Origin of the sequence: Corynebacterium sp. DNF00584, assembly GCF_001552965.1 — a bacterium.
Lineage (GTDB): Bacteria > Actinomycetota > Actinomycetes > Mycobacteriales > Mycobacteriaceae > Corynebacterium > Corynebacterium phoceense.
In genome coordinates, this window is record NZ_KQ959754.1 from 125,265 (window position 1) to 144,448 (window position 19,184).

Here is a 19,184-nt window from a genome sequence, read left to right on the forward strand (position 1 = left end):
ACACGACACATGCCAACCATCGTGGCGCTGGTCAAACACGTACCGGATACCTGGTCGACGAAGACACTGGGGGAGGATCACCGGATTAACCGCGACGTGGACAACGTCATCGACGAGGTCAACGAATTCTCCGTCGAGCAGGCCCTTCGCCTGCGCGAAAACAATCCGGACGCCGGCTTCCGCGTCGTGGCTCTCACCATGGGCCCGGCCCAAGCCGACGAAGCTCTGCGCAAGGCGCTCGCCATGGGTGCGGACGCCGCTGTGCACGTCGTGGACGATCAGCTTGCTGGCGCTGACGCACTCTCCACCGCCTGGACCTTGAACGCCGCGCTCACCAAGCTCGCCGAGACCGACCCCGTCCAGATCGTCGTCGCCGGCTCCCAGGCCTCGGACTCCCAGACCGGTTTGCTCGCAGGCCTGCTCGCCGAGTACCGCCAGCTGCCCGCGCTCACCGGCGTGAAGACCCTGAACTTCACCGGCGACAAGCTCACCGGTACCCGCGAGGACGCCCGCGGTACGTGGGAAATCGAGACCGCCCTGCCGGCTCTCGTCACCGTTACAGACAAGGCGGACAAGCCGCGCTTCCCCAACTTCAAGGGCCTTATGGCCGCGAAGAAGGCCGAGGTTACCGAGTGGTCCGTCGCAGACCTTGGCATCGACGCCATTGCGCCGGCCACTCAGGTCACTGACTCCCAGGAACTGCCGCCGCGCACCGCCGGCGAGGTCATCTCCGGCGTCTCCGCCGAAGAGGCCGCCAGCCAGATCGCCGACTTCCTCGCCGCCCGCAACCTCATTTAAGGAGCACCCACCATGTCGCACGTTTACGTTCTTGTCGAGCACGAGGCGGGCCAGCTTTCACCGGTCACCGCCGAGCTCATCACCGCCGCCCGCCCGCTGGGCGTCGTCTCTGCCGTCGTCGTCTCCGCCTCGCCTGCAGGATTTGAGAAGGAGCTCGCCGAGCTCGGCGCCGCCCAGGTCGTTGAGGCCACCACGGCCGACTACGGCCAGCGCCTCATCACACCCGAGGTCGACGCCCTCCACGCCCTCGGCGCCGCGAACCCCGCGCCCATCGTCATCGCCGCGACGCCCACCGGCAACGAGATTGCCGGCCGCGTTGCCGCACGCCTGGCCTCCGGCGTCCTCGCGGACGTCACGGCCATCAACCCGGATCACTCCGCCACCCACGTCATCTTCGGTGGCACCTTCCAGGCGACCTCCACCGCCGCGGGCGCCTGCCCGGTCTTTACCGTGCGCCCCGGCGCCATCAAGGCCGAACCGCAGCCGGCCGCGGGCGAGCTCGCCCCCATGCCGCTGCCGGGCGCCACCGAGCGCGACGTCACCGTCACCGGTTTTAAGCCCGCCGAGCACTCCGCGCGCCCCGAACTCACCGCCGCCAAGGTCGTTGTCTCCGGCGGCCGCGGCGTTGGCGACAAGTTCGCCGAAGTTGTCGAGCCGCTTGCCGATGCCCTCGGGGGCGCCGTCGGCGCCACCCGCGACGCCGTGGACAACGGCGCCTACGACCCCGCGCACCAGGTCGGCCAGACCGGCGTCACCGTCTCGCCGGATCTCTATATTGCACTCGGCATCTCTGGCGCCATCCAGCACCTCACAGGCATGCGTACCTCGGGCACCATCGTCGTGGTCAACCAGGACCAGGACGAGCCCTTCTTCGAGATCGCTGACCTCGGCGTCGTGGGTGACCTCCACGAGATCGCCCCGGCGCTTACCGCCGAGATCAACTCGCGTCGCGGCTAATGTCACACTATTTCGACTACGCGGCGACCCAGCCCATGCGCCAAGCGGCCGTGGACGCCTGGGTCGCCGCGTCGGGCGCTCTCAACGCCGGCGCGACGTATGCTTCGGGCCGCCGCGCGCGCAGTGTGCTTGACGATGCCCGTGAGTCCATCGCCGCCGACCTCGGCTGCGAGCCCATCGAGGTCATCTTCACCTCGTCTGGCACCGAGGCGGACAACATCGGCATCCAGGGCCTTTATCGCGCCCGCGTGGCTGCCGGTGCGCCGGCGCGCGTTGTCTCCACGCCCATCGAGCACCCTGGTGTCCTCGAGACCGTTGCCGCCCTCGCTAAGGAAGGTGCGACCGTTGACCTGCTGCCCGTCGGCCACGACGGCCATCTGAGCGACCTCGCGGCGCTCGACGCCCCCGCTGCCGTGGCGACGTGCATGTGGGCCAATAATGAGACCGGCGCCCTCCAGCCCGTCAAAGAAGTCATCGACCGGGCGGGCGAGACCCCCGTCCACATCGACGCCGTTCAAGTCATGGGCAAGCTGCCTATCGACTTCCACGCGCTGGGTGCCACAACGTTGGCCGCCAGTGCCCACAAGTTCGGCGGTCCGCGTGGCGCAGGCCTCCTGCTCGCGCGCCGCTCGCCGGCACCGCAGCCCATCGCCTACGGCGGGGGACAAGAGCGCGGCATCCGCCCCGGCACCGTCGACGTGGCAGCCGCTTCTGCGACGGCGGCCGCGCTCCACGAGTCGCTCGCCGAGCTCGAGTCCGAGGCCGCCCGCGTGCGCGTACTGCGCGACGCTCTCCGCGATCGCCTATTGGCCGCCGTGCCCGACGCGATCTGCAACACGCATGAGCCGGCGTTGCCCAGCCACCTGCATCTCACGTTCCCGGGCACGGACTCGGATAGCTTGCTCATGCTGGCCGACGCTGCGGGGATAGAGGCATCGGCAGGCTCCGCATGCCATGCCGGCGTGTACCGCCCCTCGCACGTCCTCGAAGCTATGGGGATCGACCAGGACCACTCCGGTGGTCTGCGGTTTACCCTCGGCCCCGGCACCACGCAGGCGGACGTGGATGCTGCCTGTCAGGAAATTCCCAGCATCGTGGAGCGAGCTCGCAGTGTATAAGTAGGAAACTCGTGGGCTTTCGCCCGTAACGTTCCAGCAGGCGGGAACTACTGTTATCTCGTGCAATCAGTTATCGATTTTGTGCGGGAGATTCCGCTCACGGGAACCGCGGCGGGCGTCATCTACGTGGTGCTACTTGTCCTCGGCGCGGATGTCGTCCTCTGGGCCGGCTGGAAGCGGTGGCACCGCACGGGCCTTACCCTCGCCGTGGCGCTCGCCGCTGTCTCCGCGGCATGGTTTATTCTCCGCCATTGGGATATTCCCCTCTACCTTTTCGCCGCTGGGCTCGTCTCGGTGCTCGCGCTCGTGGGCGTGGCCGTCCTGCCGCGCCTGCGCGTGCTCCTCGCGCTCGTCGCCGTCGTCTCCGCCGTGTCCACCGCGGGCCTGGCCAACATGGAATACGGCACGTATCCCACGGTCGCCTCGCTCGACCCGCAGCCCGTAGCTCCGGAGATGACGCTCGATCAGGTCAAGGCTGCGTCGGCGACGGACGGCGCCCACGGCGCGCTCGTTACCTTCCCGGTGTCCTCCGCGGTCTCGGGATTCACCTCGCGCGACGCCACGGCGTATCTGCCGCCGGCGTATTTCACGTCGAACGCCACGTTGCCGGTTATCGTCTTGCTCCACGGCAACCCCGGCGGACCGGAGCAGTGGTTCGGCTCCGGTGAGGCAGCGCAGACCGCGGACCGCTTCCAGGCCGCCAACGGGGGAGTAAGCCCGATCGTCATCGCTGTCGATGCCACAGGCTCCGAGAACGCCAACCCCATCTGCGCCAACTCTTCGGTCGCCACAGTGATGACGTACCTCACGACGGACGTGCCGAACACGATTAAGGCAGACTTCCGCGTGGATGCGGATCAGAAGCACTGGACGGTCGCTGGTTTGAGCTACGGCGGCACGTGCACGCTGCAGATCGCCACGACGCACCCGTCCGCATTCGGCTCGGTCATCGATCTGTCCGGCGAGGCGGAGCCGACCATCGGCACGCATGCCGCGACGGTTGAGAAGTTCTTCGGTGGCGACGAGTCCAAGTACCAAGCACAGAACCCGGCTAGCCTGCTTACCGCACACAGCTACAAGGATTCGGGGCTGGCCGCCGTTTTCATCGCGGGCACCGCGGATGAGCATGCGAAGAGCGCGCTCACAGACCTCTCGGCCAAGGCGCGTGCCGCCGGAATTCCGGCGTGGTACGGCACACTCGAAGGTGGACATTCCTTTGACGTGTGGCGCCCTGGCCTGCAACGCGCCTTCGCGTGGGCCGCGCGCCGCGGCGGGCTCACTGTAACGACCGATCCCTTCGACGGACTGAAAGATTCCGATGTCACGCTCTAAAACCTTCCTGCGTCGCAACCCAGTGACGCTCCTCCTCATCGTCATCGTGTGGGCTCTGTGGATTCTTGGTGCCTCGGATGGGCTGCTCGATGACCTGTCCGTCCACACCGCCGGCGGGGCGTTCATGCTCACGCTGCTTGCCCTCGCCGTGGACATCCCAGCCGAGCGCACCCTGGGGTGGAAACGTTTCCTCGCCGTGGGCGTGGCAAGCCAGCTCATCGTCGTGCCGCTGTCCCTCGTGATTGCCAAGGGCATTGAGATTGCCGGTCTCAACCGCTGGGGCGATGATCTCCTGCGCTCGACTCGGATGACGCTCATCGCGTTCATCATTGGCACCGCCGGTTTCGCCTCCGCGCGGCTTCCCCGGCTCTGGCGCCGCCGCGTGCGCCTAGTCATCCTCGTGCTGCCCGCCACCATGGCCTTGTATTCGGGCACGCTTCCCGATGTCATCGGCGTGACCGCCGCCGTGTTGTCCATCGCCGCGGGAGCCTGGTGGGCGAAGGAAACCCGCGGCGCGGGGGCATCGGCAAGCGAGAAGCGCGTGCTCACTGCACTGGTGGTGGGGATCGTCGCGCTCGGTCCGCTCTTTGTCGCGCTCAATCCTGGCGCCGAGGGCCCGTTTAGCCCCGTCACCCAGCTCATGTGGTCCGGCGGTGCTTCCGATGCCCTCACCGCCGGTCTATGCCACTCCCTGCCCGGCTCGCAGGAGTGCCAGGACGCCCTCAGCTGGTCGCGTGTCTACGGCCTGGGCCCGGCCGTCGCGGACCTCATCCCGCTGCTCATCCAACTCGTGCTCTGTTATGGGCTGTGGAAGGGCCGCCTCGCCGCGTGGTGGGGTTCGCTTCTCGTTCAATTCGCTGCCATGGCCGTGCTCGTCACGCAGCTCTTCGACTTGGATGAAGACGGCGTGGCGCTCTACGGCATCAACCTAGCGGCGGTTCTCGTGCCGTGGCTGGGGTGTGCTTGTGTACTCGTCTGGAACCGCCGCGTGTTCAGCGTGCGCGAGAATTCCGCCTCGGTCCTCCGCGTACTGCTGCGCCTCCTGCTCGCTTTCGTTGTAGTGAGCGCCGTGTGGTTCGTGGGTGCCTGGCTTCTGAGGGCTTCCTTTGACGACGCGTCCTTCGGCTCTATCGCGTTTGAATGGCCGTTGCGCTTCTTCCCGCCCGTTGTTGCGCTGCTCCTGCCGTACGCGCTCGTGCCGGGCACCTCGGCGGCGTGGGCGCTCTACGAGTGGGTGGGCACGGTCTTCTGGCTCTATGCCGCGTGGCAAGGCTGGCGCATATTCGCTCGACCTGCTGACCCTTCCGGTGATGCCACTCACGCGCGTGCCATCCTCGAGTCCGGCTCTGGCGACCACCTGTCGTTCATGACTCTGTGGGAGGGCAACCGCTACTTCTTTAATGCAGCGGGGGATACGTATGTGGCCTACCGCGCCTCCCGAGGGGTGGCGTTGTCCTTGGGCCAGCCTGTGGGACTTGACCCCGAGGGCTGCGCCGCCGAGTTCGAGGCCTTCGCGCGTGAGAATTCGCTGCGTCCGGCGTGGTACTCCGTTTCCGAAGCCTTCGAGCGCCCGGGGTTCCGCCGCCTCGAAGTCGCCGAGGAAGCAGTGCTGCCGACCGACAACGTGGAATTTAAAGGCAAGAAGTTCCAGAACGTGCGTACCGCGCGTAACAAGGCTGGCAAAGAAGGCGTGACGACTATGTGGACGACGTGGTCGGAACTTTCGCTCGAGCTTCAAGCGGCCGTTATCGCCCTGTCTGAAGAATGGGTCTCCGAGAAGTCTTTGCCGGAGATGGGCTTTACTCTGGGCTCGCTGCCGGAGCTGCGTGTGCCCGGTACCCGCTTGCTGCTCGCCGTGGGTTCTGACGGTTCTTTGCATGGCGTGACGTCATGGTTGCCGGTCCACCATTCCGGCGAGATCGCGGGGTACACGCTCGACGTCATGCGCCGTTCCGAGCATGGGTTTAAAGGCGTCATTGAGCTGCTTATCTCCGAAGCGCTCCTGCAAGCCGCTGCCGAGGGCTGCGAGTGGATTTCGCTCTCGGGCGCGCCGCTGTCCGGCAGCTCGTCCGAGCCCGGTTTGCTCGACGCGCTGCTCTCGCGCGTGGGCGAGGAGATGGAGCCGCTCTACGGCTTCCGCACGCTCGCCGCGAGCAAGCGCAAGTTCCAGCCGACGGAGCACGCGTGGTACCTCGCGTACGACGATGAGTTGGCACTGCCTGCTATCGCCGCCGCGGTCGTCCACGCCTATGTGCCGTTGCTCTCGGCTGCGGATGCGGCGCGTGCCGTGCGCGCGTGGCTCGCCGCGCGATCCGAAAAGTTAAAGCAGTAACGCGTGTTGTGTGTGTGACTCGTGTGATTGATGTGTAGTGTCGCAGGCATGATCTCTGCACGCCGTATCGTCGCGGCCCTTACGGCTGCCGCACTTGCTCTGTCCACAGCCACCGTTTCCAGCACCGTCGCTCAGGCCCAAGACCTGGGCGGCCTCGTTGCACCCAGCGGCATCGATGTCTCTGGACACCAGCACACCACGCTCGCCGGCATTGACTGGAACGCCGTGAAGTCGGACGGCCAGTCCTTCGCGTTCGTCAAGGCCACCGAGGGCGAAGGCTGGGTTAACAGCCACTACGTCGGCGACGCGAACGCCGCGAAGATGGCCGGTCTCAAGGTCGGCGCGTACCACTACGCCCGCCCAGCAGCGGATCCCGCTCGCCAGGCCGCGGAGTTCGCTGCACAGCTCGCCCTCGTCCCGGGCCAGACCCTGCCGCCGGTCCTCGACCTCGAGGTCTCCGAGGGCAAGTCCCCGGCCGAGCTCGTGGCCTGGACGCGCACCTTCACCTCGGAGCTGCAGCGCCTAACCGGCCGCACCCCGATGATCTACACGTACAAGTACTTCTGGCTCCACGAGATGGGCAACACGACGGAGTTCTCCGAGTTCCCGCTGTGGCTCGCCGCGTACCAGGATCAGGCCCCGGAGCCGGTGGGCGGCTGGGACCGTATCGCCTTCTGGCAGCGCTCTGACTCCGGCCGCGTGGGCGGCATCACTGGCCCGGTGGATATGAACATCTTCAATGGCACCCAGATGCAGCTCGAGACGTTCTCTGCCGGTAACTACATCGACTTCGGCGGCATCCTTGAGAACCTCGTCATCCCGGGCGTTGACCTGTCCGGCGACGCACGTGCCGTCATTGCTGCCATCCTTGCTTTGTCCGTCGGCGCCGCCGTCGCTCCTGCCCTCACCGAGGCTGCCGGAGGGGACCAGTTTACAGATATGGCCAAGGCACTCATCGCCAACGACGCGCTGCCGAAGGAGAAGCTCGAGGAGATGCTGAAGAACGGTGCCACCCTCTCCGACCTCGCGCTGCTGCTCGACAACGCGGCGCACCTGTCCAACACCGAGGTCGACGCCGTCGAGGTCGACCACGCGCAGAAGGCCGCCCGCGAGGCTGGCGTGCAGTTGCCGCAGCTCGACTCCGGCGCCGTCGCGGCGGCCGTGAACCGGATGCTCGCCGGGGCTTAAACGGCAGCGCTGACAATAGCCACAACGTCCGAATAAGGTCTCGATTTTTCACATTTCGACTCCTTATTCGGACGTTGTGGCTATTTCGCGTCAGTCATGCACATCCCACGGGTCGCTCCGCGTACTAAACCACCTGTGCCACTGCCGGACCGGTGTGTGGACTTTCGCCTCCAAGTCGGGATTCAGCGCCGTCGAGATTTGCCGGAGGATATCGTCGCGGTGGTACGTCACACAGCTTCCCGTATAGCGCAGCGGACGCCAGCCGCGCAGCACTGCGTCGTTTGTCTTCCACGCGTCGCGAATGGTCTCGGGTTTCCGGGAGTGGTACTCGAAGCCGTCGATTTCTACGGCAAATCCCAATTTGGGCAGCACGATGTCCCAGAGATAGGGGCCGATGAAAACATTGGATTCAGTGTGCAGGCCGAGCTCGCGCAATCCGCGAACGATACTTCTTTCTGCGCCCGAGTCGGTCCCGAGTGCCGCGCGATCGAGGAGCGCCCGCGAGCGTTTCGGGAGGCGAGCAATCGACTCCATATGCTCTTCGAGCCGGATTTTTCCGGGCTGACCGGCATATGCGCGCTCGAGGTATTTCAGGCCCAGCTCGTCGTCATCTATGCATGCGACCGCGAGAATTGGGTAGTGAATGCGTGCCTTGCTGTGGACGTCGTTCGCAAGCTGCGTTGTGCGGTGCGCAACGAAGAACTGCGAGTGGGGAAGAGTTTCTGAATACGCGACGTGGAGCGGCAGCGTCAGCGGCTTTCCATGAGCTATCTGTCCTGCGGTGATCCCAGTGAGAACGAGGTCCGGCGTCCGGTCTTGAAGGATGACAGCTAACTCCGCCGCTGTGGGCGTGCGGCTCAGATACAAGCCTCTGCAGATGGGCACGGCCTTGCCGTTCTTGACAAGCGTGCGCAGCTTCGAGCGGCTGAGCTCCGAAAGGACGAGGTCATCCATGATAATCCCCCTTGAATGTGTGGTCCCCGTCCCGGAGCTTAACCTACTCGGCGGGATCGCGCAGTGCGTCCGTCCCCTTGAAAAATTTCCGGGTCCAGCGTTCGTCCTCGTAACGCGCGGGCACGGCGCCGGCGAGCAGTGGTTTTGTAAGCGCCGCAAACTCCGGTGAGCCCTCTACAGGAAGCTCAGTATCGGAGGCGATGAGAATGATGTTCCCGTAGCGGCGGCCCTTGAGCATCGGCGGATCCGCGATGACGGCCACATGAGAGAAGACCTGCGCCAGGCCGGCCAGCTCCGCCTTCGCCACCCGCAGCGAGGAGTGGTCGCCGCAGTTCGCGACATACAGGCCGCCCGCGCTCAGTGCCGAGTGAGCCGCCTCGAAGAACTCGACCGTGGTGAGAGGGCGCGGGGTTGTGGACCCCGCGAAGACGTCGCGGATGATGACATCGCAACGCCCCGGCGGAAAGCCGAAGGTCACCGCGCGCGCCTCCCCGGCGCGGATCTTGACGGTGGGGGCAGACGGGATATCGAAAAGCTCACGCACCAACTGTCCGAGCTTGGCATCAAGCTCTACCACGGTGTTGTGCGAGTTAGGCCAGACGGAAGCGAAATAGCGCGCCAGCGAGCACCCCGCGCCGCCCAGATGGACGAGTCGGCGACTAGGAGCCAGCGACTCGACAGCCGCAGCGATCCAGCGCATGTACTCGAACTCAAGCTCCTTCGGTTCATCGATCACGATGTGCGAGGACGGCACGCCGTTGACGTTGAGGATATACGCGCCCTCCCGGAATGGGTCGGCTTCGACGGAAGCCGAGCCCGTGGAAATCTCGTAGGTGCCGACCCGAGGGTCGGAGGAGTGCGCGCGTTGTCTACCCATGCGCTATACCTTACTAAGGGCAGGCTCGTCGGACGCATGTTAGGTTAGGTTTTCAAGCCTAGACCAGCTCTTATAGGTCGTGCATAATGAATGCATGGTCACTGTTAATTCCTTGCGCGCAGCGGTGCTTGGCGCGAACGACGGCATCATCAGCAATGCCGCGCTTCTCCTCGGCGTTATAGGCTCCGGTGCTTCCGATGCCGCCATTCTCACCGCCGGCATCCTCTCCGGCTACGGCATTTCGGATAAGACCGCGCACAAGGCGGCGCAGGAGATTGGAGAGGGCGACCCGCTCACCGCGCACCTGCAGATTGAGTACGGCCTCGATGGCGAGAAACTCACTAATCCCTGGGAGGCAGCCGCGGCTTCGGGCGCTTCCTTCCTGGCCGGTGCGGCGCTGCCGTTGGCATCAGTGTTCTTCTCCTCCAACTCTGCCCTCGTCGTCTTCGCGACGACGTTGCTCGCGCTGGTGATTACGGGCTTTACCTCGGCCAAACTCTCTGACACGGATCCCGTGCGCGCGGTACTCCGGCTCGTGCTGGGTGGCGCGCTCGGCCTGGCGGTGACATACGGCATCGGCACAGCGTTCGGCGGGGTCGTGGGATAATTTGCCTTAAGGGATAAACTGACCTCCATGCGAGTTCTAGTAGCAATGTCCGGCGGCGTCGATTCTTCTGTGGCGGCCGCACGCGCCGTGGACGCCGGCCACGAGGTCGTGGGCGTGCACCTCGCGCTGCACAAGGACGCACAGCAAACCCGTGAGAAGGCCCGCGGCTGCTGCTCGCTTGAGGACTCCGCGGATGCTCGCCGCATCTGCGACAAGCTGGGCATTCCCTTCTACGTGTGGGACTTCTCGGAGGAGTTTAAGGAAGCCGTCATCGGCGATTTCGTGGACTCATACGCCCGCGGCGAGACCCCTAACCCGTGCCTGCGCTGCAACGAGAAGATCAAGTTCGCAGCCCTCCTGCGCAAGGGCATGGCGCTGGGCTTCGATGCCGTCGCGACCGGCCACTACGCCACCATCGACTCGGACGGCTACATGCGTCGCTCCCTCGACGAAAACAAGGACCAGTCCTACGTCCTGGGTGTCATCACGAAGGACGAGCTCGACCACTGTTTCTTCCCGATTGGGGACACACCCAAGCCGCAGATTCGCGAGGAGGCTAAGCGCCACGGCTTCTCCACCGCGACGAAGCCGGATTCCTACGACATTTGCTTCATCCCGGACGGCAACACTCAGGCGTTCCTGGGCTCCAAGATCGGTCTGCGCCCGGGCATGATCATCGACAAGGAAGGGCACGAGCTCAAGGAACACGACGGTGCGTGGAACTTCACTATCGGCCAGCGCAAGGGCCTCGATATCAAGGCCCCCGCTGCCGATGGTCGCCCGCGCTACGTCACGGACATCGATGCCGCCACCGGCACCGTCACGGTCGGTTCCCGCGAGGATCTTAAGGTCACGCGCATCACCGCGGACCGTCTTAAGTACCTGCACCCGGCCATGGACGGCGAGTTCGACTGCGACGTCCAGGTCCGCGCCCACGGCTCCGTCGTGCGCTGCCACGCCGTCGTCGATCGCGCGAATGACACGATGACGCTCGAACTCGACGAGCCGCTCGACGGCGTGGCCCGCGGTCAGGCCGCCGTACTCTACCTGCCCAGCCCGGACGAGCTCGGCGACATCGTTATCGGGTCTGGCACCATCAACGGGACTAACTAAGCTCCCAGCACGCAGCGGCTGATCAGCTGGTCCAAGGCGCGGACATCGACCTTTTTGCCTACGCTGACCTTGATGCGCCCGGCACGGGTCCACAACTCGAGTTCTGCGTCGAGGTCGATCTTGCCTGCATTCTCAGATGACCACATCGTGATGGAGGAGTACGGCAGTGAGTAGATTTCCTTCTTCTTGCCTGTTAGGCCTTGCGCGTCGCGCACGATGAGCCGCTTCGTGGTGAAGACAGCGACGTCGCGCAGCGTCGTATACGCGGCGATAGCTTCTTCGCCGGGCACGAGCGGCACGTCCGCTGGAATGTCGGTTTCGTCGTTGAACCACCATGTTGCGATACTGTCGTAAGCCATAGCCACCAACCTAACAAAAGGATGCGCACCTATGACCGGTTTCGGATTAGGCCCCATGCCGGGCACTTCCATGTCTGAGGCCGCCGATATCGTGATGGGGGAGACCGGCGCCCTTCCGCATCTGCCGCAGCTGCCGGACCGAGGCCTGGGTTCTGATGCTATCGGCCGCACCGCCGGCCTCCTCGAGGCGCTCACCGTCGACCGTGGCCCGCGCTCGTGGCAGATGACAGCCCGGCCGCAGCGCGAGACTCGCCGCGTCTGGGACCGCATGGAGCGTGACCTCGACGCCATCGTGGAGGTCTGGGGCGAGCATGTTCCACGCGTGAAGATCCAGGCCGTGGGTCCGTGGACACTCGCCGCCGCTGTTGAGTTGTCTAACGGTCACCGCGTGATTACCGACCGCGGCGCCCGCGAAGACCTGCATGCTGCGCTCCTCGAAGGCATCCAGGCTCACTCCGCGGAGGTAGCCCGCCGCTTTAACTCCGAGGTTGTCCTCCAACTCGATGAGCCTCAGCTTGCCGATGCCCTCGCAGGCCGCATCCCAGGCACCACCGACTTCGACCCAATCCGGGCAGTACCGGAGGAGGTCGCGATCGCGAGGCTGGAGGAGCTCAGCGCGGATTACCTGCGCGCCGGGAATCTCTGGCCGCTGGCCTCGGCGGGCACACTGCTTGTCGACTTCGCGGGACTCGATACGCCAGCGAACCTCGACGGCTTGGGCGAGCACCTCGAGGCTAGCCGCCGTGTGGGCCTGGCACTCGATCCGCGCACCTTCACCGATGCCCGCGCCGCCGCGATCGCCGTGGCCCAGCACTTCGACCGCCTGGGACATAGTCGCGAGCTGCTCGTCACGCACGTCGATATCAACCCGTGGCCCGTCCGGGACGCCGCGCGCGACTACCGCTTCGCGGCTGAGGTCGCGGGCATGCTTGAGCGTGACGCAGGGGACTTATAAAACAGCTGGTAGGCACCAACGCCGATGCGTAGAGTTACGGCGGCGACGAGGATGTACCACGCCCACAGGGCGCCGGGGTTCCAGGCGAGCGCGCGGCCGAAATAGAAGGCGAGCGCGATGTCGAAGAGCGCGTTGGCTAGAAAGTTCAGGAGGGATAGCGGCCGCGTGCGCAGGCGCCAGGTGCTCCAGAGCAGTCCTGCTGAGTAGGCGAGGGCGATACCGATGGCCATCATGCGTGCTCCTTAAATAGCGCGCGGGCAAGGTCTTCGACGCCGGTCATGCCGTCATTGCTGGCGTAGGCGGCGCGGTGCTGCTCGGGCTGGATGATGAGCATCGTGCTGTAGCCACCGGTGCCGCCGTTGTGCCAGTAGGTGCAGTCACTGTTGTCTTCCTTCTCCCAACCGAGATCGAAGTGTCCGTGGTCGCACATCCAGGCGGCGAATTTCGCCATGTCTGCGGCGGTGGATCGAATGCCGCCAGCAGGGGCATCGCCGTCGAGCTCCCACGCTGCGGCGGTGCGGCCATTGGGGGCGAGGCCGCGCGGGGCATCGGCAGGCACGGTGCCGGGGAGCGCGACGTAGGACTCCGTCATGCCGGCGGGCTCAAAGATGCGGGTGCGCACGAGTTCCTCGTAGGGAGTGCCGGTCTTCTCCGCGAGCAGGGCGCCGAGGAGCGCGTAGCCGAAGTTGGAGTACTGCTCCGTACCGCGGTTTTCGAGTTTCGCGGTGCGGGCGGCATCGAGAATATCTTCGGTTGTCTCACCCGCATAGGGATTTCCGTTTCTGACCATTGTGACGAGACTGCGAAAGAAGTCGGGGTTGGCGAGACGCGGAAGGCCTGAGGTGTGGGTGGCGAGTTCCTTGACAGTGATGTCGGCGGCGGGGGAGTCCCCGAGGTCAAGGACTTCGCCGACACGAGTGTCGCGGGAGAGTACTCCTTCCTCGATAAGCTGCTGTGTGATTTCGACGGTGAACATTTTGGTCACGGAGCCGATTTCAACCTCAGTGTGCTCGTCGGCGCCGAGGCCGCCGAACTCGGGCGTGCCGTCGGTGAGGAAGAAAGCGGCGAGTTGATGATGGCCGCGCTCCGCGTGGCTTGTGAGGTCGAGCGTGCCGGTACGACGTGACTCGGTGGCGATTCCGCGGGGCCCGGAGCTGATGAGTACTGCGGCGACGAAGACTGCGGCAACAACGGATGCAATGATTCGCTTATTCATTAGTGGTCCTCTCCTGCGATGATGATGGTCATCAGCGGAATGACGCGGCTGGCGCGGATTTCAAACGTGGACGCTTTGGCTTTGGTAATCCAGCCGGCGGAGCTGAGCTCGTTGAGATGGTGGTAGGCGGTGCTCGTGGAGCTCACGATGCCCTCCTCCACGAGGTCGGCTGCCGTCGCAGGGGCCGCGAGGAGACGGCGGAGAATTTCCGCGCGCAGGGGGTGCGCGAGCGCAGAAAGGCGGGTAATGGCGTCAGTCCACGGCTCGTCTGTCACGGCGTGGGTGGGGCGCTGCCATTGGTATTGGTAGCTGCCTCCGCCGAGCTGGACGTCGCCGCCGAAGGCGACGGAGCCATCCGGGATCTCGGGACCGGCTTGAAGGGCGTCAAGGAGCCAGAAAGTGTCGGCTGACGCGGGTTGCTGCTTTGCAGAGGGCTTGTGCTCCAGAGCATCGAGGCGTCGCTCCACCTCGGCGAGGCGCTGTACGAGGTCTGTCATGGTCATGTATTCCAAAATTCCAGAAAATTCAAAAAACTTCAAGAATTATGGAAATTGGGACGCGCTCGTGACAAAAGGAACGCCGCACGGCGGTGAGCCGTGCGGCGTTTGGGGAGGGAGGTTTTCTCGAACGTGAACGTTAAATCGGCTGATTTGGCGCTGAATCTGCTGGTAATCGGGCTGTCGAGAAATTCGAGAAGTTTAGCTAATCATCGGCCACGCGGTGGAAACGTCCGAGGCGTCGCGGCCCTTGCCCTCGAGATACTTCTTAAAGCTCAGGCGGTCCTCGTGCCACTTAACGGCTTGGAATTCCATGAGCTCGTCCATGTCCATCTCGGTCAACTCCGGGAACTTGCGGACCTGCTTCCAAGCAACGCGGGCGGCAGCGAGGGCATCGGCAGTGGCTTCGTGCGCATTGCCGATCTCCACGCCGTAATGGGCGGAAACATCCGTCAAAGTGCGCTTGCCCTTGCGGAACTTGTCCATGACGCGGTCGATAACGAAGGGGTCGAAGACCGGGCCGTCGACCGTGAAGTCGCCGGTGAGGGCGCGCAGCACCGAGAGATCATATTGCGCGTTGTAGACGATGAGCGTGAGTCCATCAGCCCAGGCCTGCTTGATTGCAGAAACGGTTTCGGCGAGGACTTCATCGTGCGGGCGGCCCTCGGCCTGGGCCTTTTCGGTTGTAATGCCGTGGACTGCGGCGGCTTCCTCAGGGATCGGCACGCCCGGGTCGGCGAGCATCTCGCGCGCGTCGACGTCGCGTCCATCAATGCGCACGAGCGCGGAGGTGACGATGCGGGCTTCCTTGGGATTAACGGAGGTGGTCTCGAGGTCGAAAGAGAGCATGCGGCTGGCGTCGAAGTTCATGGTTTACACCTTAGCGCCCCGCCTCGACATGAAGACAGGAACGTCAAAACTGCCGGACATGAGACTGCGATCGCGAGGTGAGAGTGCCAGCGTATCGTCTCGCGGATCCTCTGGGGACACTCCCACGATCTCATAGAGAAGAAAGTCATTTTGCGCGCAGTAGTCATGCACGAAGCCGGATTCGTCCGCGTCGTCGAACGCTAGTATCCAACGCTCGAAGCTCCGACGGACGCCATCATCAAGATGGAGCTGACGCGCGTGTGCAGTTCCGGCTTGTGGGCCTACAGTGGCCTCGGTGGCGAGATTCAGGATCGCGTTATGGGACACGAATACGTCGGCGTCGTTGAAGAAGTTGGGGCTGAGGTCAAGAACGTCAAGGCCGGCGCTCTCGTGGTTGGGCCCTTCGTCGCCTCGGACAACACGTGCGAGATCTGCCGGGCGGGCTATCAGTCGTTCTGCACGCACGTGTAGATGGTTGGCGGCGTCGGCACCCGGGCCGAGTACGCGCGCATTCCGCACCTGATCGAGCTCATCAAGGATGGCACCATCGACCCCGGCGTGGTCTTCGGCCTCGAATTGCCGCTTGCCGATCCCGCTACGGCTTACGCTGCCATGGACGAACGGCGCGCGACGAAGGCGTTGCTGAATTTCTAATGGTCGTCCGCGCTAGCATTGCCCGTAGTGATAACGGCACATGGCGATAAGCACGGCATCGTCGGTGACTTTAAAGACCAGGCGATGTTCATCGGTGATACGCCGTGACCAGTAGCCTACAAAATCATGTTTGAGCGGTTCCGGCTTTCCGATGCCCTCGTTTCCGTTGCGCTCAATGTCCTTGATGAGGGCATTAATGCGCTTGAGGACCTTGCGATCTTGGGTTTGCCACCATACGTAGTCCTCCCACGCGTTGTCGTCCCAGACGAGCTTCATGGAGGCTAGTCCTCGACGAGAGCGTGCTCGGTTCCGCTGCCGTTTTCTAGGCGCTCAATTGCATCGAAGAGGCGGCGGGCATTGGCAGGAGAGCGCATAAGATAGGCGGTTTCCCGAAGTGAGTTGTAATCATCGAGCGAAACAATAACGGCTGATTCTTTGCCGTTTCGAGTAATGATGACCTCTTCTCGGTCATCCACGACGGAATCGAGTACCTCGGCATAATGAGCTCGAGAATCGGAGTAAGTCATGGTGCGCATCGTAAATCTCCTTAACGTCTGGGATTGTACAAAAAATTGTACGTTTGCTCTTTTTGTGCGTCAACTGCTGCTGTCAAGTTCGTTAGACTCGGCACTAACGATGAGGGGTCCGGGAGTGATGCGCGGTCGAGACTCACCGTGCGAGAGCGGGATAGTCGAAGGCATCTCCGTTGACGTCGACTTTGAGGAGGACGTTGACGTCCCGTGTTCCTGACTCGTAGCGCACGGAACTCTTGGTTGCTGAGGGAGAGTAGTGGTCGCTTGCGATGACGCGCAGAGAGGCATATCAATCCACGCCATGATGAATGGCGTGCGGACAACGTCGTCCTCAAGCCGGCCGAGCCACCGAATGGGCATCCTGTTCGTCATTGGGCAACGTCCCAAATCGATGTCTAATGCGCTGGAGAGATCTACTCCAGCGTCGAGTCCTGACGCAGGGAGTCCCGTGGGCTGATTGCCTGAAGCCGCGATGGAGGACGACCAATTATCCTTACCCTGCACCGTGGCGCTGAAGCTGAAGTGCGAGGTTGTCCAATTAGACGGTGCCGTGAGCTGCCAACGCGCAACGTATTTGTCTGTGAGTTGTAGGCCTTGGGCGCGGAGCACCACCGAGAAACTCGATGTCGTAGTTGTCAACCTGTTGGCTGTCGATACGGCTGCGCCACGTGTAGGAAACCATGTGGCAAAAATACGTGAACCTTTAAACCGTAGCCGTTCGTGCCTTGACCTTGACGCGACGTCATAGTTTATAAAAGCCTTATGAGTATCTCTGAAGTCGCCCGAGCGCTAGGCTGTAGTGTTCGCACCATTCGTCACTATCACCAACAGGGTGTGGTTCCGGAACCTGAGCGGAAAGCGAATGGGTACCGGGACTACTCTCTTGCGGACCTCGCGGCTCTAGTGAAAGTTCGACAACTGGTCGTGGCAGGAATTCCGCTCAAATCCGTGGTCGTTGATTCCGAAGACGAGTTGTATGATGCCGCACTTGCCGAAATTGATCGCAAAATTGTTGAGCTAGGTGAGCAACGTGTCCGGCTCCTTCGACTCAGGGACAATCCACCGATGCCGGCACCTCGTGAGCTTATGGCTGAAGTGGAGAAGGTGCTTGCAGCCGGTGGATTGTCGGAACAGGACATTGCACAGGAGATCGATGCGTGGAATCTCATGTCCTATTCGGGGGTCGCCACCGACCAGACGTGGCGAGTGCTCCAAGCCAACGTTTACTCGGCAGAGTGTGTTTCCGCAGTGAGGCAGCACCACCAGCTGTGGGTACAACTGGGGGAAACCGAGCCTGGCCCGAAGTGCGATGCGCTCGCGGAACAGTGGTTTGCAGCCTATTCCGACGGCGTCATGAACGGGATTATTGAGACGTTAACCCCGGGGTATTTAGACCTCCAACCGAACGACATCGCAGCACATAATGGACAGGTGGTGGCTCTGGAGTTGATACGGCGATGAAAGCCCGTGCAGTCCTTATATCAGTACTCTTCGGCACTGTTCTTGCGGTAGAACTATTCATCGTTGTCGCTGGGCTCGGACAAGGATCCGAGATAGTCGCGGGATTTATTGCTCTCGAACTTTTTCTTGCAGGCCTCTTTCTCTTTGCCAATCGTGACAAGGATTTGGTGCCAGTTCGGGCAGTGAAATCGGAGCTTCAGGTGCTGACGACCGGTGTCTTGCTGCTTCTGCGACAACGACGCTACTCGGGAGTGGCCCTTGATTCGTATCGCGGGTGGTGGGTAATTCCGGCTGCGGTTACAGGTGCAACGGGGATTGAATGCATTGCAATCGAGCTCCTGGTGCCGTGGGTCTGGCTGCGCGCAGTCATCCTCGTAGTTTCCCTCTATTCGCTCGTCTTGCTGTGGGGCGTGTTTGGGGCAGCTTTCGTCTATCCACATTTCGTTGATGGAGACCTCGTACTGCGGCATGCGGGGCGAGATATCGCACGTATCGCCCCAAGTGCAGTCGCGAGCATCGTGCAGTCGCGTGGCTATTCACATGAGCGGCACGCTGTCGACGTAGATACATTGATTCTAGGGAATGGCGATGGGACGAACATCCATATCGAGCTGGCGTCTCCTGTGCTTGTTTCAGCACCGAGATGGCCGTGGCAAAAGGAACATGCCGTATCGATCAACGACGTGCGGGTCTGGTGTGATGCTCCGGCAGAAGCAGTCGCGACCATTGTGCGAAGGATTGGTTAGTCCGAACAGTTGAATCAAGCGGCTCTCGAACACTGCCTAGTTGGCGCGTACGATACGTATTTTGATCGGCGGAACCCCGGCGGATGTGGCATGAGCTGACATGGAACGAAGACATCGAGGCACATATCGCTCGGCACAATATCGTTCCGAGGGAAGTAGAAGAAGTTTTGGGCTCGCACCCCAAGAAATATCTCGATGGCCGGAATGAAATCATGCTTGTTTCGGGATGACCAATGTTGGCAGATACGCCATGGTGGTACTAGCTCGAAGCGAGCGACGGTCGCGAAATGATTTTTCTGCGGAAATTGAAATGTCGGCTGATAGCGAGCCTGAGAACGGTGCACACGATAAAGCAGGCCATAATGCTGCGGAGCCTATGAGCGCCTTTACGGTCAGATTGCCAACGAGCGTTTCTAACAAGGTTCGTGACATTGCTGCACAACGCGGTGAAACCACTGGCCTAGTACTCAGAGTAATTTTCGAAACAGCAGTTGCCTACGCTGTCGATGATGACGCAACTATTTCTGTTGCAGAGCTTCGAAAGCTTATTGCTACGGCTACAGATTCGGAAAGTTTGTGGGAGCGTCCCGCGGTGTAAAAAAGATGCCACGGGAGGC

Annotated in this window: 24 protein-coding genes; 14 read left to right on the forward strand and 10 right to left on the reverse strand. The window is 63.0% G+C overall.

The features are described 5' to 3' along the window. Positions 1 to 9: 9 nt before the first annotated feature. The 6 genes from HMPREF0307_RS07875 to HMPREF0307_RS07900 are packed head-to-tail and all read left to right on the forward strand — an operon-like array spanning position 10 to position 7,725. The gene (locus tag HMPREF0307_RS07875; RefSeq protein ID WP_066490956.1) at positions 10 to 798 is read left to right on the forward strand and encodes an electron transfer flavoprotein subunit beta/FixA family protein; all 789 of its coding nucleotides are present in this window, start codon (positions 10 to 12) and stop codon (positions 796 to 798) included. Between the two features lie 12 nt (positions 799 to 810). Beyond that, a complete protein-coding gene (locus HMPREF0307_RS07880; RefSeq protein WP_066490961.1) occupies positions 811 to 1,755 on the forward strand; it encodes an electron transfer flavoprotein subunit alpha/FixB family protein in 945 nt (314 codons plus the stop codon). Beyond that, positions 1,755 to 2,873 carry a cysteine desulfurase family protein gene (locus tag HMPREF0307_RS07885; protein ID WP_066490962.1) on the forward strand — a complete coding sequence of 373 codons (1,119 nt, stop codon included), beginning with the start codon at positions 1,755 to 1,757 and terminating at the stop codon, positions 2,871 to 2,873. The genes HMPREF0307_RS07880 and HMPREF0307_RS07885 overlap by 1 nt, the downstream gene beginning before the upstream one ends. 60 nt (positions 2,874 to 2,933) lie before the next feature. Next, a complete protein-coding gene (locus HMPREF0307_RS07890) occupies positions 2,934 to 4,205 on the forward strand; it encodes an alpha/beta hydrolase (protein WP_066490963.1) in 1,272 nt (423 codons plus the stop codon). After that, the gene (locus HMPREF0307_RS07895; RefSeq protein ID WP_066490964.1) at positions 4,192 to 6,537 is read left to right on the forward strand and encodes a bifunctional lysylphosphatidylglycerol flippase/synthetase MprF; all 2,346 of its coding nucleotides are present in this window, start codon (positions 4,192 to 4,194) and stop codon (positions 6,535 to 6,537) included. The genes HMPREF0307_RS07890 and HMPREF0307_RS07895 overlap by 14 nt, the downstream gene beginning before the upstream one ends. Positions 6,538 to 6,585: 48 nt before the next feature. Next, on the forward strand, positions 6,586 to 7,725 hold the full coding sequence (locus tag HMPREF0307_RS07900; RefSeq protein ID WP_066490973.1) for a glycoside hydrolase family 25 protein: 1,140 nt from the start codon (positions 6,586 to 6,588) through the stop codon (positions 7,723 to 7,725). A gap of 90 nt (positions 7,726 to 7,815) precedes the next feature. On the opposite strand, the gene HMPREF0307_RS07905 is transcribed toward HMPREF0307_RS07900, so the two are convergent. Together HMPREF0307_RS07905 and HMPREF0307_RS07910 are read right to left on the reverse strand one after the other, a co-directional pair. Beyond that, positions 7,816 to 8,679 (reverse strand): endonuclease domain-containing protein, encoded by an 864-nt coding sequence (locus HMPREF0307_RS07905; RefSeq protein WP_066490976.1) that lies wholly within the window; start codon positions 8,677 to 8,679, stop codon positions 7,816 to 7,818. Positions 8,680 to 8,722: 43 nt separating this feature from the next. Further along, on the reverse strand, positions 8,723 to 9,556 hold the full coding sequence (locus HMPREF0307_RS07910; protein WP_066490983.1) for a spermidine synthase: 834 nt from the start codon (positions 9,554 to 9,556) through the stop codon (positions 8,723 to 8,725). 94 nt (positions 9,557 to 9,650) lie between these two features. On the opposite strand from HMPREF0307_RS07910, the gene HMPREF0307_RS07915 reads away from it, so the two are divergent. Further along, positions 9,651 to 10,163 carry a VIT1/CCC1 transporter family protein gene (locus HMPREF0307_RS07915; protein WP_066490987.1) on the forward strand — a complete coding sequence of 171 codons (513 nt, stop codon included), beginning with the start codon at positions 9,651 to 9,653 and terminating at the stop codon, positions 10,161 to 10,163. 27 nt (positions 10,164 to 10,190) lie between these two features. After that, complete coding sequence (gene mnmA, locus HMPREF0307_RS07920; protein ID WP_066490989.1) at positions 10,191 to 11,276, forward strand: tRNA 2-thiouridine(34) synthase MnmA; 1,086 nt, start codon at positions 10,191 to 10,193, stop codon at positions 11,274 to 11,276. Here mnmA and HMPREF0307_RS07925 read toward each other — a convergent pair. Next, positions 11,273 to 11,635, reverse strand: a complete 363-nt coding sequence (locus HMPREF0307_RS07925; RefSeq protein ID WP_066490995.1) for a PH domain-containing protein — start codon at positions 11,633 to 11,635, stop codon at positions 11,273 to 11,275. The two genes, mnmA and HMPREF0307_RS07925, sit on opposite strands and share 4 nt — an antisense overlap. A gap of 31 nt (positions 11,636 to 11,666) precedes the next feature. On the opposite strand from HMPREF0307_RS07925, the gene HMPREF0307_RS07930 reads away from it, so the two are divergent. Then, complete coding sequence (locus tag HMPREF0307_RS07930; RefSeq protein WP_066490998.1) at positions 11,667 to 12,590, forward strand: uroporphyrinogen decarboxylase/cobalamine-independent methonine synthase family protein; 924 nt, start codon at positions 11,667 to 11,669, stop codon at positions 12,588 to 12,590. On the opposite strand, the gene HMPREF0307_RS07935 is transcribed toward HMPREF0307_RS07930, so the two are convergent. The 4 genes from HMPREF0307_RS07935 to HMPREF0307_RS07950 all read right to left on the reverse strand — a co-directional run bounded on the left by HMPREF0307_RS07935 (position 12,533) and on the right by HMPREF0307_RS07950 (position 15,173). Further along, entirely contained in the window at positions 12,533 to 12,823 is a 291-nt protein-coding gene (locus HMPREF0307_RS07935; protein WP_141628778.1) for a hypothetical protein, read from the reverse strand. The two genes, HMPREF0307_RS07930 and HMPREF0307_RS07935, sit on opposite strands and share 58 nt — an antisense overlap. Continuing rightward, complete coding sequence (locus tag HMPREF0307_RS07940; RefSeq protein ID WP_066491004.1) at positions 12,820 to 13,806, reverse strand: serine hydrolase domain-containing protein; 987 nt, start codon at positions 13,804 to 13,806, stop codon at positions 12,820 to 12,822. The genes HMPREF0307_RS07935 and HMPREF0307_RS07940 overlap by 4 nt, the downstream gene beginning before the upstream one ends. Continuing rightward, complete coding sequence (locus HMPREF0307_RS07945; RefSeq protein WP_066491127.1) at positions 13,806 to 14,303, reverse strand: ArsR/SmtB family transcription factor; 498 nt, start codon at positions 14,301 to 14,303, stop codon at positions 13,806 to 13,808. The genes HMPREF0307_RS07940 and HMPREF0307_RS07945 overlap by 1 nt, the downstream gene beginning before the upstream one ends. A gap of 201 nt (positions 14,304 to 14,504) precedes the next feature. After that, positions 14,505 to 15,173 carry a 3'-5' exonuclease gene (locus tag HMPREF0307_RS07950; protein WP_066491007.1) on the reverse strand — a complete coding sequence of 223 codons (669 nt, stop codon included), beginning with the start codon at positions 15,171 to 15,173 and terminating at the stop codon, positions 14,505 to 14,507. A 234-nt stretch (positions 15,174 to 15,407) separates the two neighbouring features. On the opposite strand from HMPREF0307_RS07950, the gene HMPREF0307_RS07955 reads away from it, so the two are divergent. Together HMPREF0307_RS07955 and HMPREF0307_RS07960 are read left to right on the forward strand one after the other, a co-directional pair. Beyond that, positions 15,408 to 15,644, forward strand: coding sequence for an alcohol dehydrogenase catalytic domain-containing protein (locus HMPREF0307_RS07955; RefSeq protein WP_309473687.1), 237 nt, complete (start codon positions 15,408 to 15,410; stop codon positions 15,642 to 15,644). Continuing rightward, positions 15,645 to 15,827 (forward strand): hypothetical protein, encoded by a 183-nt coding sequence (locus tag HMPREF0307_RS07960; protein WP_066491012.1) that lies wholly within the window; start codon positions 15,645 to 15,647, stop codon positions 15,825 to 15,827. A gap of 12 nt (positions 15,828 to 15,839) precedes the next feature. On the opposite strand, the gene HMPREF0307_RS07965 is transcribed toward HMPREF0307_RS07960, so the two are convergent. From HMPREF0307_RS07965 to HMPREF0307_RS13550, 3 genes are read right to left on the reverse strand one after another with little or no spacing between them, the layout of a single operon-like run. After that, on the reverse strand, positions 15,840 to 16,103 hold the full coding sequence (locus HMPREF0307_RS07965; protein ID WP_066491014.1) for a Txe/YoeB family addiction module toxin: 264 nt from the start codon (positions 16,101 to 16,103) through the stop codon (positions 15,840 to 15,842). A gap of 5 nt (positions 16,104 to 16,108) precedes the next feature. Continuing rightward, a complete protein-coding gene (locus tag HMPREF0307_RS07970; protein ID WP_066491016.1) occupies positions 16,109 to 16,363 on the reverse strand; it encodes a type II toxin-antitoxin system Phd/YefM family antitoxin in 255 nt (84 codons plus the stop codon). Between the two features lie 60 nt (positions 16,364 to 16,423). Continuing rightward, the gene (locus tag HMPREF0307_RS13550; RefSeq protein ID WP_196131145.1) at positions 16,424 to 16,972 is read right to left on the reverse strand and encodes a putative glycolipid-binding domain-containing protein; all 549 of its coding nucleotides are present in this window, start codon (positions 16,970 to 16,972) and stop codon (positions 16,424 to 16,426) included. 150 nt (positions 16,973 to 17,122) lie between these two features. Between HMPREF0307_RS13550 and HMPREF0307_RS07975 the strand changes: the two genes are divergently transcribed. From HMPREF0307_RS07975 to HMPREF0307_RS12970, 3 genes are all read left to right on the forward strand, one after another. After that, positions 17,123 to 17,821, forward strand: a complete 699-nt coding sequence (locus HMPREF0307_RS07975) for a helix-turn-helix domain-containing protein (RefSeq protein ID WP_082723281.1) — start codon at positions 17,123 to 17,125, stop codon at positions 17,819 to 17,821. Next, entirely contained in the window at positions 17,818 to 18,567 is a 750-nt protein-coding gene (locus HMPREF0307_RS07980; RefSeq protein ID WP_066491022.1) for a hypothetical protein, read from the forward strand. The genes HMPREF0307_RS07975 and HMPREF0307_RS07980 overlap by 4 nt, the downstream gene beginning before the upstream one ends. 226 nt (positions 18,568 to 18,793) lie before the next feature. After that, on the forward strand, positions 18,794 to 19,165 hold the full coding sequence (locus HMPREF0307_RS12970) for a hypothetical protein (RefSeq protein ID WP_141759213.1): 372 nt from the start codon (positions 18,794 to 18,796) through the stop codon (positions 19,163 to 19,165). Positions 19,166 to 19,184 lie beyond the last annotated feature (19 nt).

Excerpts from the sequence above, each read along its gene's own strand:
- HMPREF0307_RS07875 (WP_066490956.1), top strand. The coding sequence starts at position 10 with ATGCCAACCATCGTGGCGCTGGTCAAACACGTACCGGATACCTGGTCG.
- HMPREF0307_RS07880 (WP_066490961.1), top strand. The coding sequence starts at position 811 with ATGTCGCACGTTTACGTTCTTGTCGAGCACGAGGCGGGCCAGCTTTCA.
- HMPREF0307_RS07885 (WP_066490962.1), top strand. The coding sequence starts at position 1,755 with ATGTCACACTATTTCGACTACGCGGCGACCCAGCCCATGCGCCAAGCG.
- HMPREF0307_RS07895 (WP_066490964.1), top strand. The coding sequence starts at position 4,192 with ATGTCACGCTCTAAAACCTTCCTGCGTCGCAACCCAGTGACGCTCCTC.
- HMPREF0307_RS07900 (WP_066490973.1), top strand. The coding sequence starts at position 6,586 with ATGATCTCTGCACGCCGTATCGTCGCGGCCCTTACGGCTGCCGCACTT.
- HMPREF0307_RS07905 (WP_066490976.1), bottom strand. The coding sequence starts at position 8,679 with ATGGATGACCTCGTCCTTTCGGAGCTCAGCCGCTCGAAGCTGCGCACG.
- HMPREF0307_RS07910 (WP_066490983.1), bottom strand. The coding sequence starts at position 9,556 with ATGGGTAGACAACGCGCGCACTCCTCCGACCCTCGGGTCGGCACCTAC.
- HMPREF0307_RS07915 (WP_066490987.1), top strand. The coding sequence starts at position 9,651 with ATGGTCACTGTTAATTCCTTGCGCGCAGCGGTGCTTGGCGCGAACGAC.
- mnmA (WP_066490989.1), top strand. The coding sequence starts at position 10,191 with ATGCGAGTTCTAGTAGCAATGTCCGGCGGCGTCGATTCTTCTGTGGCG.
- HMPREF0307_RS07925 (WP_066490995.1), bottom strand. The coding sequence starts at position 11,635 with ATGGCTTACGACAGTATCGCAACATGGTGGTTCAACGACGAAACCGAC.
- HMPREF0307_RS07930 (WP_066490998.1), top strand. The coding sequence starts at position 11,667 with ATGACCGGTTTCGGATTAGGCCCCATGCCGGGCACTTCCATGTCTGAG.
- HMPREF0307_RS07935 (WP_141628778.1), bottom strand. The coding sequence starts at position 12,823 with ATGATGGCCATCGGTATCGCCCTCGCCTACTCAGCAGGACTGCTCTGG.
- HMPREF0307_RS07940 (WP_066491004.1), bottom strand. The coding sequence starts at position 13,806 with ATGAATAAGCGAATCATTGCATCCGTTGTTGCCGCAGTCTTCGTCGCC.
- HMPREF0307_RS07945 (WP_066491127.1), bottom strand. The coding sequence starts at position 14,303 with ATGACAGACCTCGTACAGCGCCTCGCCGAGGTGGAGCGACGCCTCGAT.
- HMPREF0307_RS07950 (WP_066491007.1), bottom strand. The coding sequence starts at position 15,173 with ATGAACTTCGACGCCAGCCGCATGCTCTCTTTCGACCTCGAGACCACC.
- HMPREF0307_RS07960 (WP_066491012.1), top strand. The coding sequence starts at position 15,645 with ATGGTTGGCGGCGTCGGCACCCGGGCCGAGTACGCGCGCATTCCGCAC.
- HMPREF0307_RS07965 (WP_066491014.1), bottom strand. The coding sequence starts at position 16,103 with ATGAAGCTCGTCTGGGACGACAACGCGTGGGAGGACTACGTATGGTGG.
- HMPREF0307_RS07970 (WP_066491016.1), bottom strand. The coding sequence starts at position 16,363 with ATGCGCACCATGACTTACTCCGATTCTCGAGCTCATTATGCCGAGGTA.
- HMPREF0307_RS07975 (WP_082723281.1), top strand. The coding sequence starts at position 17,123 with ATGAGTATCTCTGAAGTCGCCCGAGCGCTAGGCTGTAGTGTTCGCACC.
- HMPREF0307_RS07980 (WP_066491022.1), top strand. The coding sequence starts at position 17,818 with ATGAAAGCCCGTGCAGTCCTTATATCAGTACTCTTCGGCACTGTTCTT.
- HMPREF0307_RS12970 (WP_141759213.1), top strand. The coding sequence starts at position 18,794 with ATGACCAATGTTGGCAGATACGCCATGGTGGTACTAGCTCGAAGCGAG.